This window comes from Roseibium sp., assembly GCF_048261595.1.
In the GTDB taxonomy this organism is placed as follows: domain Bacteria; phylum Pseudomonadota; class Alphaproteobacteria; order Rhizobiales; family Stappiaceae; genus Roseibium.
Map to the genome: position 1 here is coordinate 1,009,164 of NZ_JBLXFW010000001.1, position 16,051 is coordinate 1,025,214.

The following is a 16,051-nucleotide window of genomic DNA, read 5'->3' on the forward strand; positions in this document are numbered from 1 at the left end:
TCCTTCATGGAACGGGTTTGCAGCCGGCTGCCTTGATGGCTGACACGGCGACCGCTTCATCTGCATCGGATGATGACCCGGAAACTCCAACCGCTCCTGCCACCTCGCCGTCGATCATGACCAAAACGCCGCCGGGCTGAGGAATGAACCCGCTTGTTGCCGATGCGGAAATCGCCGCGGCAAAGCGGTCCGGCAGCACTCCGGTTTCAAACAACTGAAACAGTTTTCGGGTCCCGATGCCCATGCCTAATGCCGCTGTGGCCTTCCCCTGTGCGATCTCATGACGGAGCGTTCCGGCTCCGTCATCGACCTGAACCAGCCGGACATTGGCGCCGGCATCCAGGACCACAACCGCCAACGGCCCCAGTCCGAGCCGTCGTCCCTCGGACGCCGCCGCGTCGCAGATCTTGCGAGCGAGGGAGAGTGACACTCCTCGGAACGCGGTCGCAACGGTCATTGCTCTTCGCCTCCGAAAGCCCAGGCGGACATGCCGATGGATCCGTAACTGAAACTTTCGTGCAACTTGCGCGCCGCGTTCCCCGTGCCACCTGCACCGGCCGCAACGAAGAGCGGCAGGAAGTGCTCTGTCGTCGGGTGTGCCTGACGCGCAGCTGGGGCTTCGGCCTCGAAGTCGGCAAGCGTCGCGACATCACCGCTGTCCAGCGTGTCACTCACCCAATCGTCAAAGGATCGTGCCCATTCAGGCACGGAGCTGCCCTCGGGCGCGATCCGCCGCAGGTTATGAACGCTCGCGCCGGACCCTATGATGAGAATGTTCCTTTCCCTCAACGGTTCGAGAGCGTGGCCGAGTGCCACGAGTTCCCTTGCCGACCGCGTTGCATCAAGGGAAATCTGGACAACCGGAATGTCAGCTTCCGGGTAGACCATCAGAAGCGGAACCCAGGCACCGTGGTCCAGCCCCCGCCCCTGGACTTGCGCGATCTCCTGGCCCGCCTCCGCGAGTACCTCTTGAACCTGAGCACTCAGGTCAGCAGTCCCTCTCGCATTGTAGGTCAGGCGGTAGAGTTCGGGTGAGAAGCCGCCAAAATCATGGATCGTTTCCAGCGGGCCGGGAGCCGTCATCCCCAGACCACGGATCATCCAGTGTGCGGAAATGATGACGATCCCGTCTGGGCGCTGGGGAAGCTGCGAAGAAAGCCTCCTGAGAAAATCGGCGGCCGGAATACTGGTCAACGGGAGGTCTGGCGCTCCGTGCGGCAGGAACAGGCTCGGTTGCGGCTTCAGTTCGCTCATGCTTCCGGCTCCAGAACGTGGGTGAGGTAGGAAAGATCCGGCCCTTGCGGAACAATGCCGCTCGGGTTCAGGGCCTTGACTGAATAGTACCCTGCCTTGATGTGGTCGAAGCGCGTTGCGCTCCGGAAAGCAGGCATTGCATAGAGACGCCTGAGATAGGCGGATACAGCGGGGTAGTCCCGGACTTCACGCAAATTGCATTTGAACAAGCCGACGTAGGCCGCATCGAACCGGATGAGGGTCACATAGGCCCGAATATCGACTTCCGTCAGTTGCGCCCCCATCAGGTAGGCACGTCCGTCGGAAAGACGGCGCTCGAGCATAGCCAGAGCGGCGAAGACGTCGTGGACGGCTTCTTCATAAGCCTTCTGGCTTGAGGCGAACCCGGCTCTGTAGACGCCATTGTTGAACGAGCCATAAAGCTTGTCCGAAAGCTCTTCCATTTCTTGGAGAAGCTCATTGGGCCGAAGGTCGACGGAGCTGGTAGCGAGGGCGCCAAAGCCTTCGTTGAGGATGCGCAGGATATCGGCAGATTCGTTATTGACGATCGTCCGCGCCTTCCGATCCCAAAGCACCGGTACAGTTGCCCGGCCGGTGTAGATGGGATCTGCCTCCGTGTAGATGCCATGGATGTGCGACGCACCGACTTCCCTGTCAGGGCCCGTGGCTCCTGGAAAGTCGCCAAACCGCCAGCCTTCGTCCGAGAGCACAGGCTCGACGACAGAGACCGATATGACGTCCTCAAGGCCCTTCAACGATCGGGCGATCAGAGTCCGGCATGCCCATGGACAGATATAGGCGACATAGAGATGGTATCGCCCCATCTCTGCCGCGGTTGCAGGCTGAGCGTCGGGGCCCGGAGAACCATCAGGCGTAATCCAGTGCCGGAAGCTCGATACTTGCCTGACAAAGCGGCCGTCCGCGTCCTTTTTCTGAACCGGATGCCAGTCCGCGCTCCACTTTCCGTCAACGAGCATCGATGCCTCCTCCAGACAGAAGCGACCCGCTCGGGGCCGTTCATTGTCATCTTTGAGAGGAATATGATCGTTTCACCTGACTGCGTAAATATCAGTAAATTGCGACTTATCGTTCATTTATATCGAACAATGACCATGAAATCTTCGCCTGCGGCCCTGAACAGGACCCGCCCTGCCGGTTCCAAACCACGTAGCAGCGCCGGTCTCAATGGGCGACATACCAATCCTTGCGGTGATTGAAGGCGATCAACGCATTCATGACCAGGGCACCAAGCAGGGACGCCAGTAGGGCCACGCTGTCGATGACTAGGAAACTGACAGCGAAAATGACGAGGTCGGCACCAAGCTGAAACCAGCCAGCGCGCAGACCGAACCGGTCCTGAACGTAGAGGGCGAGCATCCCGAGCCCGCCAGCGCTCGCTCCATGACGGAACAGCGCAATCAGGCCGACCCCATTGACGCAACCGGCGAGCGCGGCCGCGGCAAACGGATCCAGGGAGGCAAAGGAAATCACGTTCGGCAGGAGATCCGCGAGCAAGGATATTGCGGTTGCGGAAATAAATGAGCGAATGGCAAATCGAGCGCCCATTCGCCTGAAGGCAAAGACATAAAACGGCAAATTGACCAGGAAGAAGACAGCACCAAAGCTCCACCCGCTCGCATAGGCAATCAGCAACGCAAGACCTGCAGTCTGACCCGTCACCAGCCCCGCCGCGCGCAACAACGACACGCCGAAGGACGTCAGGACAATACCGAACACCTGGCCCTGCAGATTGTCCCATGTCGAATGCAGGACAGAAGAATGGCCGGCTGCCGCCAAGGCTGCCGTTCCAGAGCCGGGTGCCGATGTGGAGTGGGAGTTGGCATGATCGGTCATTTGCCGCGTTGCCTCAGTCGTTTCAATTTGCCTCCCTTCGACAAAGGTAAGCAATACTGCCATATTTGTCCAGTCAATCCCTCATCTGATTCAAAGGTGCGGCAATTCGCATGAATGCCATGGCTGCCGGCAAAACCGGAACCTGATAGTCTTGATTTCAATGACCGACTTCGATTTGAGAGGCGCATATATGGCTGACCAGGCATTTGGCCTTTCCCGCCGGGAATTCATACTGGGCGGAACCGCCGTGGCCGCCTCGTTCGGGCTGGGCGGGGCGCTCGGGCACAAGGCCCGGGCTGCCGATCTCGTTTTGCCGATCAACCGTTTCGACCATGAACTTGTTCCGGGCCGTGTCACCAGGGCCATGATGGGGTTCGGCTTGGGGGGACCAGCCCCAGTATTGCGTCTTCGCCAGGGCAAACCCTTCACTGTTGATGTGGTCAACAACCTCGACGAGGCGAGCATCGTGCATTGGCACGGTCTGCGCATTGCCAATGAAATGGACGGTGTGCCTTATCTCACTCAAAACCCGATCGAGCCGGGAGAGAGCTTCCGCTATACCTTCACGCCGCCGGACGCAGGCACGTTCTGGTACCATCCCCATTGCAACACCCTGGAACAGATGGCCCGTGGCCTGACCGGGATCATGGTCGTCGAGGAAGCCGAAGATCCGGGCTTCGATTCCGACCTGGCGTTCAACATCCGGGATTTCCGCCTTGGCGGAGACGGCCAGTTCACACAGCTTTTCAAGCCGAGGCAGGCAGCGCGCGGCGGAACTCTCGGTACCGTCTCGACGGTCAACTGGGATACGGAGCCGTCCTACGACGTGGAAGCAGGCACGCTGGTCCGTCTGCGCCTTGCCGTGACCGACGTCACGCGCGTGGCGTCCTATTCTGTGCAGGGGGGCGAGAGCAAGGTGATTGCGCTTGATTCAAACCCGCTCGCCGAGCCTCTGCCTGCGAGCGACATTCTCCTGTCGCCGGGCCAGCGGGCGGATATCGCCCTGCGCGTACCGGACCAGGAAGGTGACATCGTTGCCCTTACACGGCAGACGGCCAAGGGACCAAAGGTTCTCGCGCGCCTGCGCGTCGCCGGAACGAGCGCTAAGCGCAGCTTGAGTGAACTGAAACCTCTCGCGGCCAATCCGGTACCCGAGCCTGATCTTCAAAATGCCGAAGTGCTTGAGTTTGTCTTTGGCTGGACACCGGAGGGCGGACCACCGATTCAAAGCATTTGCGGCACGCTCGGCTATACATTCTGGTCGATCAACCGTGTCGCCTGGGAAGGCGACACGCCTGACCCGATAGCTCCGCTGGCCGTCATGAAACGCGGGCGGTCTTATATCCTGAGGCTAAGAAACGAGACCCCGAACGCCCATCCAATTCATCTGCACGGGCTATCGTTCAAGCTGCTTCGCTCCAACAAGCGTGCGCTGCCGCCGCTTGTGACCGACACTGCCCTTCTGCTTGAGGAAGAAACCATGGATGTGGCGCTGGTTGCCGACAATCCCGGCGACTGGGCCTTCCATTGCCATGTCATCGAGCATCAGAAGACAGGCCTCACCGGCTACCTCCGGGTCGAGGCTTGAGCTGTTAAGCCGTCTGCGACGCCACGCTCAGTCCCTCGACCTGATAGGTTTCGATGAGACGTTGGACCGTGCCCTGGGCGATCAGCGTCGCGACCGTCGTCTCGAGCCACTCGAACGCCGCCGCGTTCTTCACCGGCGTTCCCACTGCCTGCTGGACGGCAGTAAACCGTCCGTCCAGTACACGCGCGCCGGTCATTCGGCCAAGATCCTTCGCAAGCCCGGTTCGAAGCCCTGCGAGAGCGTCGCAAGTACCGTCGGCGAAGACCTGGAACGTGTCCTGGTCGGGCGGAACCAGAACCAGTTCGGCATGGCGCACATTGCGTTCAAGCCAAAGACCGTATGCCGAGCGCGCCTTCACCGCGATCCGCCTCCCCGGCGCATCGACTTCGGCAACCGAGCTTAGATCCGAGGCTTCCCGCACAAGGTATGTCGCCTCGATCTCGCTGTAGGCCCGGGTGAAAAGAATGGTCTTCGCCCGCTCCGGCTCCGCGCCGATATTGCCGATATCCCATTCGCCAAGAGCCGCAGCGTCGGCAACATCGCCGGGGCCCTTGTATTTCACCAGTTTGAGCGGAACGCCGAGCCGAGCGGCGATCTCCGCCGCCACGCCCGGAGAGACGCCCACCGGGTCACCGTTTTCGTCCGTGCCGCTGACAAGCAGACGGTTGGACATGTTGATCCCTGCCCGCAAGGCGCCGGTCGGTGCCAACAGATGCCGGATAAGATCCAGGTCCATACCGTCTGTTCCTTTTGTTTCTGCCTAACTGCCCGATCTACTTGCCGGGATGCGCACGCCGGATCACCGGCGAGACGACCTTGTCCGACACGGGAACATCCCAAACAGCTGTAACGCCCGTCTTCGTGAACTGTTCGACCAATTCCGGCAGCTGTGCCAGGTCCGTCACCGTTTCTCCCTGAACGCCGAAGCCTCTCGCGATGGCCGCAAAATCCGGCTTGCCAAAGACTGCACCTGCATCGTCCAGCCCATCGGCACGCATCTTGTGGATCTCGGAGCCATAGGCGCCATCGTTGAACACGACAATGAGGATGTTGAGACCATGGCGTTTCATGGTCTCCAGCTCCTGGATGTGCATGAGCACGCTGCCATCCCCATCGAACATGACAACGGTGCTGTCCGGTCGTGCAGCGGCAACACCCAGCGCAAACGACGTGCCGTTGCCAATGGCGCCGAACTCGCGGATCGTCAGGAATTTTTCCTGCGGGCGCGAGGGCATGTGCGCGAAGAAATAGGAGCAATGGCCCGATGAGTTGACCATTTCCCAGTCGGCTGGAAGCGCCGCTTCCAGTTGCCGGACGGCTTCGCGGGGATCGTGGACACCCGGCTCGATGTCGAAGGCATGGTCGTCGGCTGGTGTCACACGGATACGTTCCGCCAACTCTGCGGTTCGCCACTCAGGCGTCCTATGTGGCAGCCTCGCGGCCAGCGCCTCGACACCCAGCCTGGCGTCAGCGCGCATGTGGTGATCTGCGGCTTTCCGGCCCTGGGAAACAACCACAGGCTCCACGTCGATCTGCAGAACCTTGGCGTTGGGCCAAAGCTTGCCGCCGGCCGCATTATGGTGGGTCAGCGACGCTCCGACGGCGATCACCAGATCCGCCTCGCCGAAGCATTCGAAGGCAACGGTGGACGAAAAGCCCCCAGCGACATTTAGCGAGAACGGGTCATCATGAAAGATACCCCGTGCCGGAAGCGTTGCAGCCAGCAGACCGTCACATTTCTCGGCGAGATCGCGGCAGATCTGACCCGCTCCGGCCTCCACGGCACCAAGGCCGGCCATTATGATGATCCGCCTGGCGTTCTTGATCAGTTCAGCTGCTCTGGCGAGATCGTCGGGATTGGCCGGGATGGGAGAGAGCGTCGGCAGCAGCTCGTGCGAAGGCGCAGGCATCCTGATTTCACCCGGCCACAATTCATTCTGCAGGTCGAAGGGAACGCCGACGACAACCGGACGGCGCTCACGCCGCGCCTGAAGAAAGGCATCCCGGATCTGGGCGGGCATCCGCACAGGCGCATGCAGTGAATGATATGCCGATCCTGTTGCCTCGACGAACGGCTTCTGGTCGATGCCCTGATTGTACCAGGCACTCTTCAAGGGAGCCTCTCCGGCGAAGATCACCAGCGGCAACCGGGCACGAACCGCAGCCGGCAATGCTGTCATCAGCTGGGTCAAGCCAGGCCCGCAGGTCACGGTGGCAACACCGACCTCGCCGCTCTTGCGCGCATAGGCCATTGCCGCCGCTGCTGCGCAGTGCTCGTGCCGGACGTAGATCATCCGGCAGCCTGCCTCAGCCAGACGGGTCGCCCAATTCATGTTGGCGTCACCAAGCAGTGCGAAGCAGGTGTCCACGCCTTCGTTGCGGAACACCTGCGCAAGGACATCGAAAACCCTTGGCTCGTCCTTGTTGAATACGGTGCTCACGTGCCGGCCACCGCAAGTTTGGGGGCACTCAGAACCGCCTCCGGCACCATGACGTCACCGCGTGAGATCAGGCGTGCGGTTCGGATGAGGCCGGCCGCAATAAAGCGCAGGGTGTCGCCCTGGCGTTCATAGGTTACCGTCACCTCCATATCGCCGATTGGGTGTTCGAGAACCACGACGGCCGGGGAAGGAGCGATCGGCCGGGAGATGCCATCCGCCACCGTTCCGGGTGTCAGGGCACAAGCTGCAATACACTGAGACCCGGTGACCGCGAGGCTCGGATGACATTTCCACGGCATGAAGTAGCGGACATTCAGGTGTCCGGCTCCACGCGCCTCGCTGATCAGGCCGAACTTCGGCACGACAGACTTGGTCACGTCACCCAGTCCCATGCGGCGACCGGCTTCCAGGCGAACCGCCTCCATACGGGCAAACAGCGCCTCATTGGCGTTCAGTTCGTCCGCACTTTCATAGCCGGTGATCCCGAAATCCTTGGCCCGTCCAATCACCATCGGCATGGCAACATCGATACATGTGACGTCGTAGCCCTGGATCTGCTCAATGGCCACGCCGGTCGGCAGCATTCCGTCGCAGCGGGACCCGACAACATCGAGGAAATTGAGAGCGACCGGCGCGGACGTGCCGGGCACCCCATCAATCGCTGCCTCACCTTCATAATTCACCCTGCCGTCGGGCGTCTCGACGATTGCCTCGACAAGGGCGCCGGTGTTGACCGCATGGATCTTCACCGAGGTCTTGTCACCTGAAACGGGAACCAGCCCCATCTCAATGGCAGCCGGTCCGACGCCGACCAGGATGTTGCCGCAGGTTGGAGCAAAGTCCACAAGCCGATCCTCGACACTTACCTGCGCGAAGAAATAGTCGATATCTGCATCGGCGCGGGACGAGGGCGAAAGCATCGCGACCTTCGTGGTGACCGCTGTACCGCCGCCGACACCATCGACATTGGTGGCACAGCCTGAGCCTACGACGGCGACCAGAACATTGGACAACTGGTCGAGGTCCTCCGGAAGATCGGAGCGGCGGAAGTATGGGCCACGGGACGTGCCCCCACGCATCAGGAGAAAGGGAATGGCAAGCTGGGTCATGTCAAAGGCCACGGTAGGTTGACGAATTCTTGGAGAAGCCCCGGGGGGAAGTCGCGTCCGATAAGTCCCGCAAGGAAGCAGATGAAGCCGATGCCGCAGGCCGACAGGGCCAGCGACCGGAACCAGGACACGCCGGCCCTGATTTTCAGGAAGGTGACGAAGAAGATGCTCAGCGCGAGGATGAAGCCGATCAGGCTCGACATGACGAGCAGGAAGCCGAACCACGCGAGCGTCGACCAGAGCCCATGAGGTGCACCGCCTTCATCATCGCCGTTCTCATGATCGACGAAGAGGTGATCGGTTTCCGGAACAAGCATCATCCGCACAAGCAGTGCCAGGCATCCGGCAAGGGACACGAGACCGACCGTCACCGGGAAAATCTTGTCACTGACGAGGTCGATAGAGAGGGCATCCACCAGTGCCACTGCCAGATAGGCAGTGATGCACAGGAGAAAGGTCATCGGCGCCCGCTTTGAACCGGCCGGCGTCGCCGAGTTGCCCAGGATATGCTTGCTCTGGCGAATGCCGATCACGACCGATACGACAGTCAGAACAAGAATGATCAGGACGATGGGAGACGCGATATATTCAAGGCCGTTCAGGAAGCCCTGACGGAAACGCGCACCCGCGATCTGGTTCGCCATGTTGGCAAAGTTCTCCGCCTGGTGCGACAGAACGAAGCCGATCAGGAATGCCGGGCGCGACCAATCGAAGCGCCGCAGGAGAATACCGATCACACCCACGCCCATCAGGGTCACCAGATCGCCCAGCGACTGACGCGACTGAAACGCCGCGAAGGCAATCACCATGAACAGGAACGGCGCGATCAGAGTGAAACGGATGGTGGTGAGACGTGCGATCGGGCCTGAGAGCAGGATGCACAGGCCTGCGCCGAAGACGTTTGCAAGGGCCAGCGACCAGACGATGGTATAGGTCACATCCAGTTCGTAGCGGACCATGTGCGGGCCCGCGTCATAGCCCAGAAGCGCCAGTCCACCGAGGAAGACCGCCATACTGCCCGAGCCCGGAATACCGAAGATCAGGGTCGGAACCAGACCGCCGCCTTCCTTGGCATTGTTTGAAGACTCCGGCCCGATCACGCCGCGAATGTCGCCGCTGCCGAACTTGGTCTTGTCCTTCGAGGACTGGACGGTGAAGCCGTAGGCAATCCAGTCGACGACCGACCCGCCGAGACCGGGAATGACGCCCACGAGCACACCGACAACCGAACAGCGGACCGATAGCCAGATATTTGCCGCCCAGTCGCGAACGCCGTCCATCCAGCCCTTTCCGAGGCCGCCGGATTTCGAGATCGCCCGGTCCTGACGCAGCAGGGCAACGATTTCCGGAATTGCGAAGATGCCCAGACCAACGATGACGAGGGAAAAGCCGTCGATCAGATAGGGAATGTCGTATGTCGCCATACGCAGGCTGCCGCCCGCACCCGCCTCGCCGATGGTTCCGACCATGAGACCGAGCCCAGCCGCAACGACGCCCTTGAGCGGGATGCGGCCTGCCAGGATCGCCACCATCGACAGACCAAGCAGCGTGATCATCAGCATTTCGGGAAGACCGAATGCAAGAATGAGCGGACGGGCCACCAGAATGAAGAAGGTCAGGACGAGCGCGCCGAGCAAACCGCCGAAAAGGGACGACGCGAAGGCCGCAGAAAGGGCGCGTGCCGCCTCGCCTTTCTTTGCAAGCGGAAAACCGTCCAAAACCGTTGCCTGGCTGGCGGTAGATCCGGGAATGCCAAGCAGAACCGAGGCAAATGTGTCCGAGGTCGGAACGACAGCAATCAGGCCGACCATCAAGGCAAGACCCGAGACCGGGTCCATGCCGAACATGAAGGGAAGCACGAGGCTGAGCCCCGCGATTCCGCCCAGTCCTGGGAAAACGCCTACCGAGAGCCCGAGTAGTACGCCGAGGACAAGGAACATCAGCTGTTCTGGCTGAAAGATAAGCGAAAGCGCATCGCCGAGAGCCGGCAACGCAGTTGCGAGTAAATCCATGATGGTCCTGCTGGGATAGAAGCTGAGTGGCCCCGCTACGGGAAGCGGGGCCGAGGCCGACTTATTTCAGCGTTACGCCGTAGTCGTCCTTGAGCCAATTAATGACGTAGGTCTTGGCTTCTTTCGGCACGTTGGTCGCGAGGCTCTTGGCCTTTTCCGCGGCCGCGCCGGTCTTTTGCGGGTATGCCCCGAGGGTCGTTGCAGACAGTTCCTTGAAGTCCGGCCGGGACAGGATCTTCTTAAAGGCTGCTTCGTAGGTTTTCACGACTTCATCCGAGGCCGTTCCGGGCAGGAAGACCATCTTCTGAGCCGGGAAACCTGCAATGAAGAAGGCTTTCCAGGCATCCCAGGCGTCACCGGACGTCTCACAGCCGGCAGTTGCTTCGCAAACTTCCTTGAAGGTCGGAATTTCCGGGAAGGTTGGGTCGCGAACGATATTGCCATCGTCGTCCAGGCTGCCCCAGGTCATCATCGGAACGGCGCGCCCGGCCTCGACCATCGGCACGACACTCTTCAGATAGGCCGGAGAGGTCTGGTAGTCGATGTTGGCCTCGCCGCGTTCGAACATGAGGCGTCCCGCGCCACGACCCTCGATCCCGAAAACCGGCTCGACCTTCATGCCAAGCATTTTCCAGGCAAGGTTCGGCACCAGATCAAGCCGGGTAGCGCCCTGGCTGCCCCAGATGAAATCGATTTCCTTCAGGTCATCGGCATCGCCGTCGAATTTGGCTCCGATTTCCGGCGGCAGGTACGCAACACCGCCGACACCCGAGGCAAGAACGACTTTCCAGTCGTTGTATTCGTAGCTTACACGCGGATCATCGAGCAGATACGGAAACTGAGTCGACCCCGACGAACCGAAGATCAGCGTGCCGTCGCCATTGTCCTGACGCTGGAACCAGTTGGCTCCTTTTGTGGAGCCGGCACCCGGCCGGTAGCGGACCACAACCGTTGGATTACCGGGAAGCGCCTCACTCAAAAGAGGAGCGAAGAAGTTCGCCCAGCTGGCCGATCCACCAGATTCGGAGAACGGGATAACGAACTCGACAGTTTTCCCGGAAAGATCGACTTCAGCGCTAGCTGCAGAATTCAGGGAAACCGCCGCGACGCCAGCAAGTAGCCCCGCAGCAACTCGCGTTGCGAATTTCGGAAATACAGGCATTAAATCCTCCCAATGCCTTGGTATTATTATTAATGTTGCAGCACAAAGGCCGAACATCATATGTTGTGCAGCAGTTCCTCAATCCTGTTGCGCCTCCTTCTCTAGCAGCCCAAGCTTTCAGCAGCCTTTCATCGAAAGACAGAAATCCATGCGGATCGTGATCATAGAGGACAACAAGACCCTCGCGCGGGGGTTGAGCCATCGACTCAAGGACGCCGGCCACGCGGTCGAGATGCTACACGATGGCGAGGATGCGAACACTTTCCTGCTGGAAGAGGATGCCGATCTTGTCATCCTGGACATCAATCTGCCGGGTCAAGACGGCTTCGAGGTCTTGAAGAAAATGCGCGCGCGGGGAGACAATACACCGGTACTTCTGCTCAGCGCGCGGGGAGAAACAAAGGACCGGGTGAAAGGGCTGGATCTCGGGGCAGACGACTATCTCGTCAAACCGTTCGAGGCAGACGAACTGGAGGCAAGGGTGCGCGCCCTCTCCCGGCGGCGCAAGTCCTGCGACGCTGTCTTCAGCAGCATTGGCCGTCTTCAGTTCGACAAGGGTGCGCGGCGCCTGTTCCACGACGGTATCGCTCTCGAGTTGCCACGCCGCGAACTGGCAGTCTTCGAGTGTCTTCTGGATCGGCGTGGCCAGCTGGTCCCCAAGAGCATGCTGCTTGACCACGTCTACGGTCTCGACGCGGAGGTGGAGGAAAAGGTCGTCGAGATCTACATCTCACGGCTGCGCAAGCGCCTTGAAGGCTTCGGAGTCACCATCCGCACCGCACGGGGTCTCGGCTACTATCTCGAAGAAGCCAAATGACCACACAGGCCACTTCGCTACGGATACGACTGCTGGTTCTCATCCTGGTCCCCCTTGTCCTGATCTCCACCATTGCGGGATACTGGCGCTTCGAGGTTGCCCGCGGCACCTCCGAATATCTGTTCGACAGGACCCTTGTCGCCGTGACCATGGCGATCTCGCGCGACGTGATCATCAAGGAGGGCGACGCCTTGACGCCGGCGACACTGGACCTGCTGCGCAGCTCCAGTGGCGGCGGCAAGCTCTTCTACCACGTCAACGGTCCAGACGGTGTCTTCGTGACAGGATATGCCTATCCTCCGACCCCGCCGCCCGACGTCAGAGGGCAGGCAAATACGCCGGTTCTCTTCGAGGCGACCTACCGGTCCGAAGGAGTTCGTGTCGCCCGCCTGACCGAATATTTGACGCTCGGCGGCGTGTCGGGCTTTGCCACGGTGACGGTCTGGCAAAACATGGCGGCTCGTGAGGCCTTTGCCCGCAACCTTGCCATCCGTGCAGCGCTCTTGATGGGATCGCTGATCCTGACCGTGGCGGCAGTCGTCTGGTTTGGCATCAGTCTCGGCCTCAGGCCCCTGCAGAACCTCGAGCAGGCCATTTCCATTCGCTCGCCCAGCGACATGGACGTCATCCGCAGGCCGGTGCCGCCTGAAGTTTCAGGGATCGTGAAGACGCTGAACGCCTTGTTCGGGCAGGTTGCGAGCGCCATCGCGTCCCGTGACGTCTTCATATCCAATGCGGCGCATCAACTTCGCAACCCCATCGCGTCGATCCTCACCATGGCAACGGCCGCGCGCGATGCGCACACCGATGAAGACCGCAAGCTCAGGAGCGAGGAGCTGGTGGAGGCGGCGCGGCACGCCAGCCGCCTGACCGAACAGCTTCTGTCCTACGAGCGCGCACGGGGCCCGGTCGGTTCGCGCAAGTTCGTCCCAACTGTTGCCGCCGACCTCGCACGCGATGTCTGCACCCGTAGCGCCAAGGCGGTTCTCGAACGGGATGTCGACTTCACCTTCAAGGACACCTCGGAGGGTGCCCATGTTCTTGCCGATCCCGTCATGCTCGAGGAAGCCCTGCAAAACCTGATCGACAATGCCCTTGCCCATGCGGGACCGAGCCTCAGCTGGATCGAGGTTGTGATCGAGACTGGAGAGAACACGGTTGCAATTCGGGTCACGAACAACGGCGTCAGCCTGAGCGCCGCCGATCTGCAAATCGCATTCGAACGGTTCGGTCAGGTGACGACAAGCGAGGGCACCGGCCTGGGCCTCCCGATCGTGCGCGAAATCATGACACAGCATGGAGGCAGCGTCGAAACGCCCGCAATGGAGAACGGCGCCTGCTTCCGTCTTGTCCTTCCCCGCCATGAATCCCAGGCGCCAGCATGAGCGGCGACTGAGGCTCGCGTGATCAAGGCAAAACCAATCACCCCATCCGGCAATTTATGAGCGTCGGCCGCGAACCGACCTATGCTCCGAACACATCTGAGGCGTACGGCCAACCGCCTACGCGCTCCACCAAAGGGAGGACCCCGGTGAAACTGGCAATTCTGGACGATTTCTTCGACACGCTGCGGACCCTGCCCTGCTTTGACAAGCTGAAGGACCAGGACGTTACGGTGTTCACCGACAATGTGAAGGACGTCAACCTTCTCGCCGAACGGCTGCGCCCGTTCGACGGCGTGGTTCTCTTCCGCGAGCGGACCAAGGTGACGGGCGAACTTCTCGACCAGCTGCCCAACCTGAAGCTTTTGAGCCAGCGCGGTGCATACCCTCACGTCGATGTGGAGGCCTGCACCCGCAATGGAGTGCTCCTGTGTTCCAATCAGCATGGCGGAACGCCCTCCTATGCGGCGGCCGAACATACCTTCGCACTGATTTTGGCCAGTGCCCGGCAGATCCCGGCCCAGATGGCGTCGCTGCGCGCCGGAAACTGGCAGATGGGCATAGGCAAGACACTTCAGGGCCGCAAGATCGGCATCTACGGCTATGGCCGCATCGGCAAGGCCGTTGCCGGCTATGCCAAGGCCTTCGGCATGCAGGTTTCGTTCTGGGCCTCGGAAGCTTCACGAGAACGTGCAAGGCAGGATGGCGAAGCCGTTGCGGAAAGCCGTGAGGCCTTCTTTGCGGAAAATGACGTGGTCACGGTGCACGTGCGGCTGACGCCGACAACCCGCGACCTGATCACCGGGAAAGACCTTGCCCTCATGCGCAACGATGCGATCTTCGTCAACACGTCGCGCGCAGGGCTGGTCGAAAAAGGCGCTCTGCTCGCCGGCCTGAATTCAGGCCGCCCCGGATTTGCCGCTGTCGATGTTTTCGACAGCGAGCCGGTCACCGATCCGAACGACCCGCTGGTGCATCACCCGAACATGGTCGCGACGCCGCATATCGGCTTCGTCACGGAAGACGAATTCGAACTGCAGTTTGCCGACATCTTCGATCAGGTGGTTGCCTACGATCGGGGGGCGCCGATCCACATGATCAACCCGGAAGTCTGGTCCGCGAAATAGCACCCACCCCGCTTACGATCGGTCAGACGAACCTTTATTGGAGCTGGCACCTGCCTTGCCGGCTCCAAGATATCCGGCGAAAATCGGCGCGCAGGTGATCACCAACACCAGCCGTGTCAGGTGGTGCAGAACGACGTAGCCAAGATCCGCACCCGCAATAATCGCCAGAACGGTCATTTCCGCCTGCCCGCCCGGAGAAAACGCCAGAAAGCCTTCCATCGTCGGCGCAAGACCCGACTGGACGACAATCTCGGAAAAGATCACTGCAAGCACCGCAAGCAGCAGGACATAGACCACCCCGGAAACGACGAAGCGCCGGAGTTCTGCCAGTGTCACGCCGACGTAGCCAACACCTATCCCTGTGCCGATGAAGAACTGCGCGAAGAGGATCGCCTCTGCGGGCGGGCGCGCATGGATGAGCCCGGTCAAGGAGCAGATCAGCGCCGCAATCAGGGGGCCGAGAATGCTCGCCCCGAAAAGGCCGATGCGTTCGGCGATCTTCCAGCCTGCGATAGCCGCAACAAGCATGATCGCCAGTTCGTGGATCGGGATGCCGGCGGCCGGCTCGCCGACCGGATTGTCGAGCGAGACCCCCATGGCACCTGACAGGATGACCGGCGCGACACTGACGATCACCAGTACACGTGTTGCATGAACCAGCGACAACGCCCGGATGTCTCCACCGGCCTCCTGGCCGAAAATGACCATGTCCTGCAGGCCGCCCGGCATGGCCGAGTAATAGGCCGTCACCCGGTCGAACCCGCAAAGCCTGTGGAAGTACGGAACGCCGACGGCAGCAATCGCGATCAGGTAGACCGGCACAAGCGCAATCGAGAGCATCATCTGCGGCACCTGGGCAATGACTGCGGGCGTGATGGACGCGCCGACCGCTACTCCAAGGATCGTTCGAGCACCCACGGAAATCTGCCCTGCTCCGCGCAGCCGGAAACCTGCAAGGGCCGCCAGAAGACTTGCAAACATCGGACCGAACAGGAACGGCAGCGGCAAATCGAGCAACCAGAACCCCGCAGCCCCCAGTGCCGAAATGGCAATCGTGATCAATGTTCTTGCAAGAGGTTTTTCAAACATGCCCGGATCGATGCATTGGAGGGTCTGGTTACTCTCGAGCGAGAGTCAAGATTGTGTACTATTGTATACTAATTGCAGCTTTTGTCTAAACCGGATTTGAGCATCGGCCCGCGAATGCGTACTCAGCGCGGGCCAAATCGTTATGCGACCATCGGAAAAATGTGAGCGCGAGCGGCATTCCGGTTGAGGACGAAGCCGGGAAGAGTGGACCATCTC

The 16,051-nt window shown here is 60.8% G+C and carries 14 protein-coding genes; 4 read left to right on the forward strand and 10 right to left on the reverse strand.

Annotated features, from left to right (window positions below):
- Positions 1–4: 4 nt before the first annotated feature.
- The 4 genes from ACN0SY_RS04545 to ACN0SY_RS04560 all read right to left on the reverse strand — a co-directional run bounded on the left by ACN0SY_RS04545 (position 5) and on the right by ACN0SY_RS04560 (position 3,108).
- Positions 5–457 (reverse strand): GlcG/HbpS family heme-binding protein, encoded by a 453-nt coding sequence (locus ACN0SY_RS04545; RefSeq protein ID WP_417684849.1) that lies wholly within the window; start codon positions 455–457, stop codon positions 5–7.
- Positions 454–1,254 (reverse strand): dioxygenase, encoded by an 801-nt coding sequence (locus ACN0SY_RS04550; protein ID WP_417684851.1) that lies wholly within the window; start codon positions 1,252–1,254, stop codon positions 454–456. Before ACN0SY_RS04550 ends, ACN0SY_RS04545 begins: the two co-directional genes overlap by 4 nt.
- Complete coding sequence (locus ACN0SY_RS04555; protein ID WP_417684853.1) at positions 1,251–2,231, reverse strand: glutathione S-transferase family protein; 981 nt, start codon at positions 2,229–2,231, stop codon at positions 1,251–1,253. Before ACN0SY_RS04555 ends, ACN0SY_RS04550 begins: the two co-directional genes overlap by 4 nt.
- Before the next feature lie 205 nt (positions 2,232–2,436).
- Positions 2,437–3,108, reverse strand: coding sequence for a YitT family protein (locus tag ACN0SY_RS04560; RefSeq protein WP_417684855.1), 672 nt, complete (start codon positions 3,106–3,108; stop codon positions 2,437–2,439).
- A gap of 190 nt (positions 3,109–3,298) precedes the next feature.
- Between ACN0SY_RS04560 and ACN0SY_RS04565 the strand changes: the two genes are divergently transcribed.
- Entirely contained in the window at positions 3,299–4,696 is a 1,398-nt protein-coding gene (locus ACN0SY_RS04565; protein WP_417684857.1) for a multicopper oxidase family protein, read from the forward strand.
- A 4-nt stretch (positions 4,697–4,700) separates the two neighbouring features.
- Here the strand turns inward: ACN0SY_RS04565 and ACN0SY_RS04570 are convergent, their stop codons facing one another.
- The 5 genes from ACN0SY_RS04570 to ACN0SY_RS04590 form a co-directional block, all read right to left on the reverse strand.
- Positions 4,701–5,432, reverse strand: coding sequence for a transporter substrate-binding domain-containing protein (locus tag ACN0SY_RS04570; RefSeq protein WP_417684859.1), 732 nt, complete (start codon positions 5,430–5,432; stop codon positions 4,701–4,703).
- A 37-nt stretch (positions 5,433–5,469) separates the two neighbouring features.
- The gene (locus ACN0SY_RS04575) at positions 5,470–7,137 is read right to left on the reverse strand and encodes a thiamine pyrophosphate-binding protein (protein WP_417684860.1); all 1,668 of its coding nucleotides are present in this window, start codon (positions 7,135–7,137) and stop codon (positions 5,470–5,472) included.
- Positions 7,134–8,246: a 4-oxalomesaconate tautomerase gene (locus ACN0SY_RS04580; RefSeq protein ID WP_417684861.1), complete on the reverse strand. Its 1,113-nt coding sequence runs from the start codon at positions 8,244–8,246 to the stop codon at positions 7,134–7,136. Before ACN0SY_RS04580 ends, ACN0SY_RS04575 begins: the two co-directional genes overlap by 4 nt.
- On the reverse strand, positions 8,243–10,258 hold the full coding sequence (locus ACN0SY_RS04585; protein WP_417684863.1) for a tripartite tricarboxylate transporter permease: 2,016 nt from the start codon (positions 10,256–10,258) through the stop codon (positions 8,243–8,245). Before ACN0SY_RS04585 ends, ACN0SY_RS04580 begins: the two co-directional genes overlap by 4 nt.
- A gap of 61 nt (positions 10,259–10,319) precedes the next feature.
- Positions 10,320–11,420: a tricarboxylate transporter gene (locus ACN0SY_RS04590; protein WP_417684865.1), complete on the reverse strand. Its 1,101-nt coding sequence runs from the start codon at positions 11,418–11,420 to the stop codon at positions 10,320–10,322.
- 148 nt (positions 11,421–11,568) lie between these two features.
- On the opposite strand from ACN0SY_RS04590, the gene ACN0SY_RS04595 reads away from it, so the two are divergent.
- The 3 genes from ACN0SY_RS04595 (at position 11,569) to ACN0SY_RS04605 (ending at position 14,746) form a co-directional block, all read left to right on the forward strand.
- Positions 11,569–12,237, forward strand: a complete 669-nt coding sequence (locus ACN0SY_RS04595) for a response regulator transcription factor (protein WP_417684866.1) — start codon at positions 11,569–11,571, stop codon at positions 12,235–12,237.
- Positions 12,234–13,622: a sensor histidine kinase N-terminal domain-containing protein gene (locus ACN0SY_RS04600; RefSeq protein ID WP_417684867.1), complete on the forward strand. Its 1,389-nt coding sequence runs from the start codon at positions 12,234–12,236 to the stop codon at positions 13,620–13,622. Before ACN0SY_RS04595 ends, ACN0SY_RS04600 begins: the two co-directional genes overlap by 4 nt.
- A gap of 146 nt (positions 13,623–13,768) precedes the next feature.
- On the forward strand, positions 13,769–14,746 hold the full coding sequence (locus ACN0SY_RS04605) for a D-2-hydroxyacid dehydrogenase family protein (protein WP_417684869.1): 978 nt from the start codon (positions 13,769–13,771) through the stop codon (positions 14,744–14,746).
- Positions 14,747–14,758: 12 nt separating this feature from the next.
- Here the strand turns inward: ACN0SY_RS04605 and ACN0SY_RS04610 are convergent, their stop codons facing one another.
- Positions 14,759–15,835, reverse strand: a complete 1,077-nt coding sequence (locus ACN0SY_RS04610) for an AbrB family transcriptional regulator (protein ID WP_417684871.1) — start codon at positions 15,833–15,835, stop codon at positions 14,759–14,761.
- Positions 15,836–16,051 lie beyond the last annotated feature (216 nt).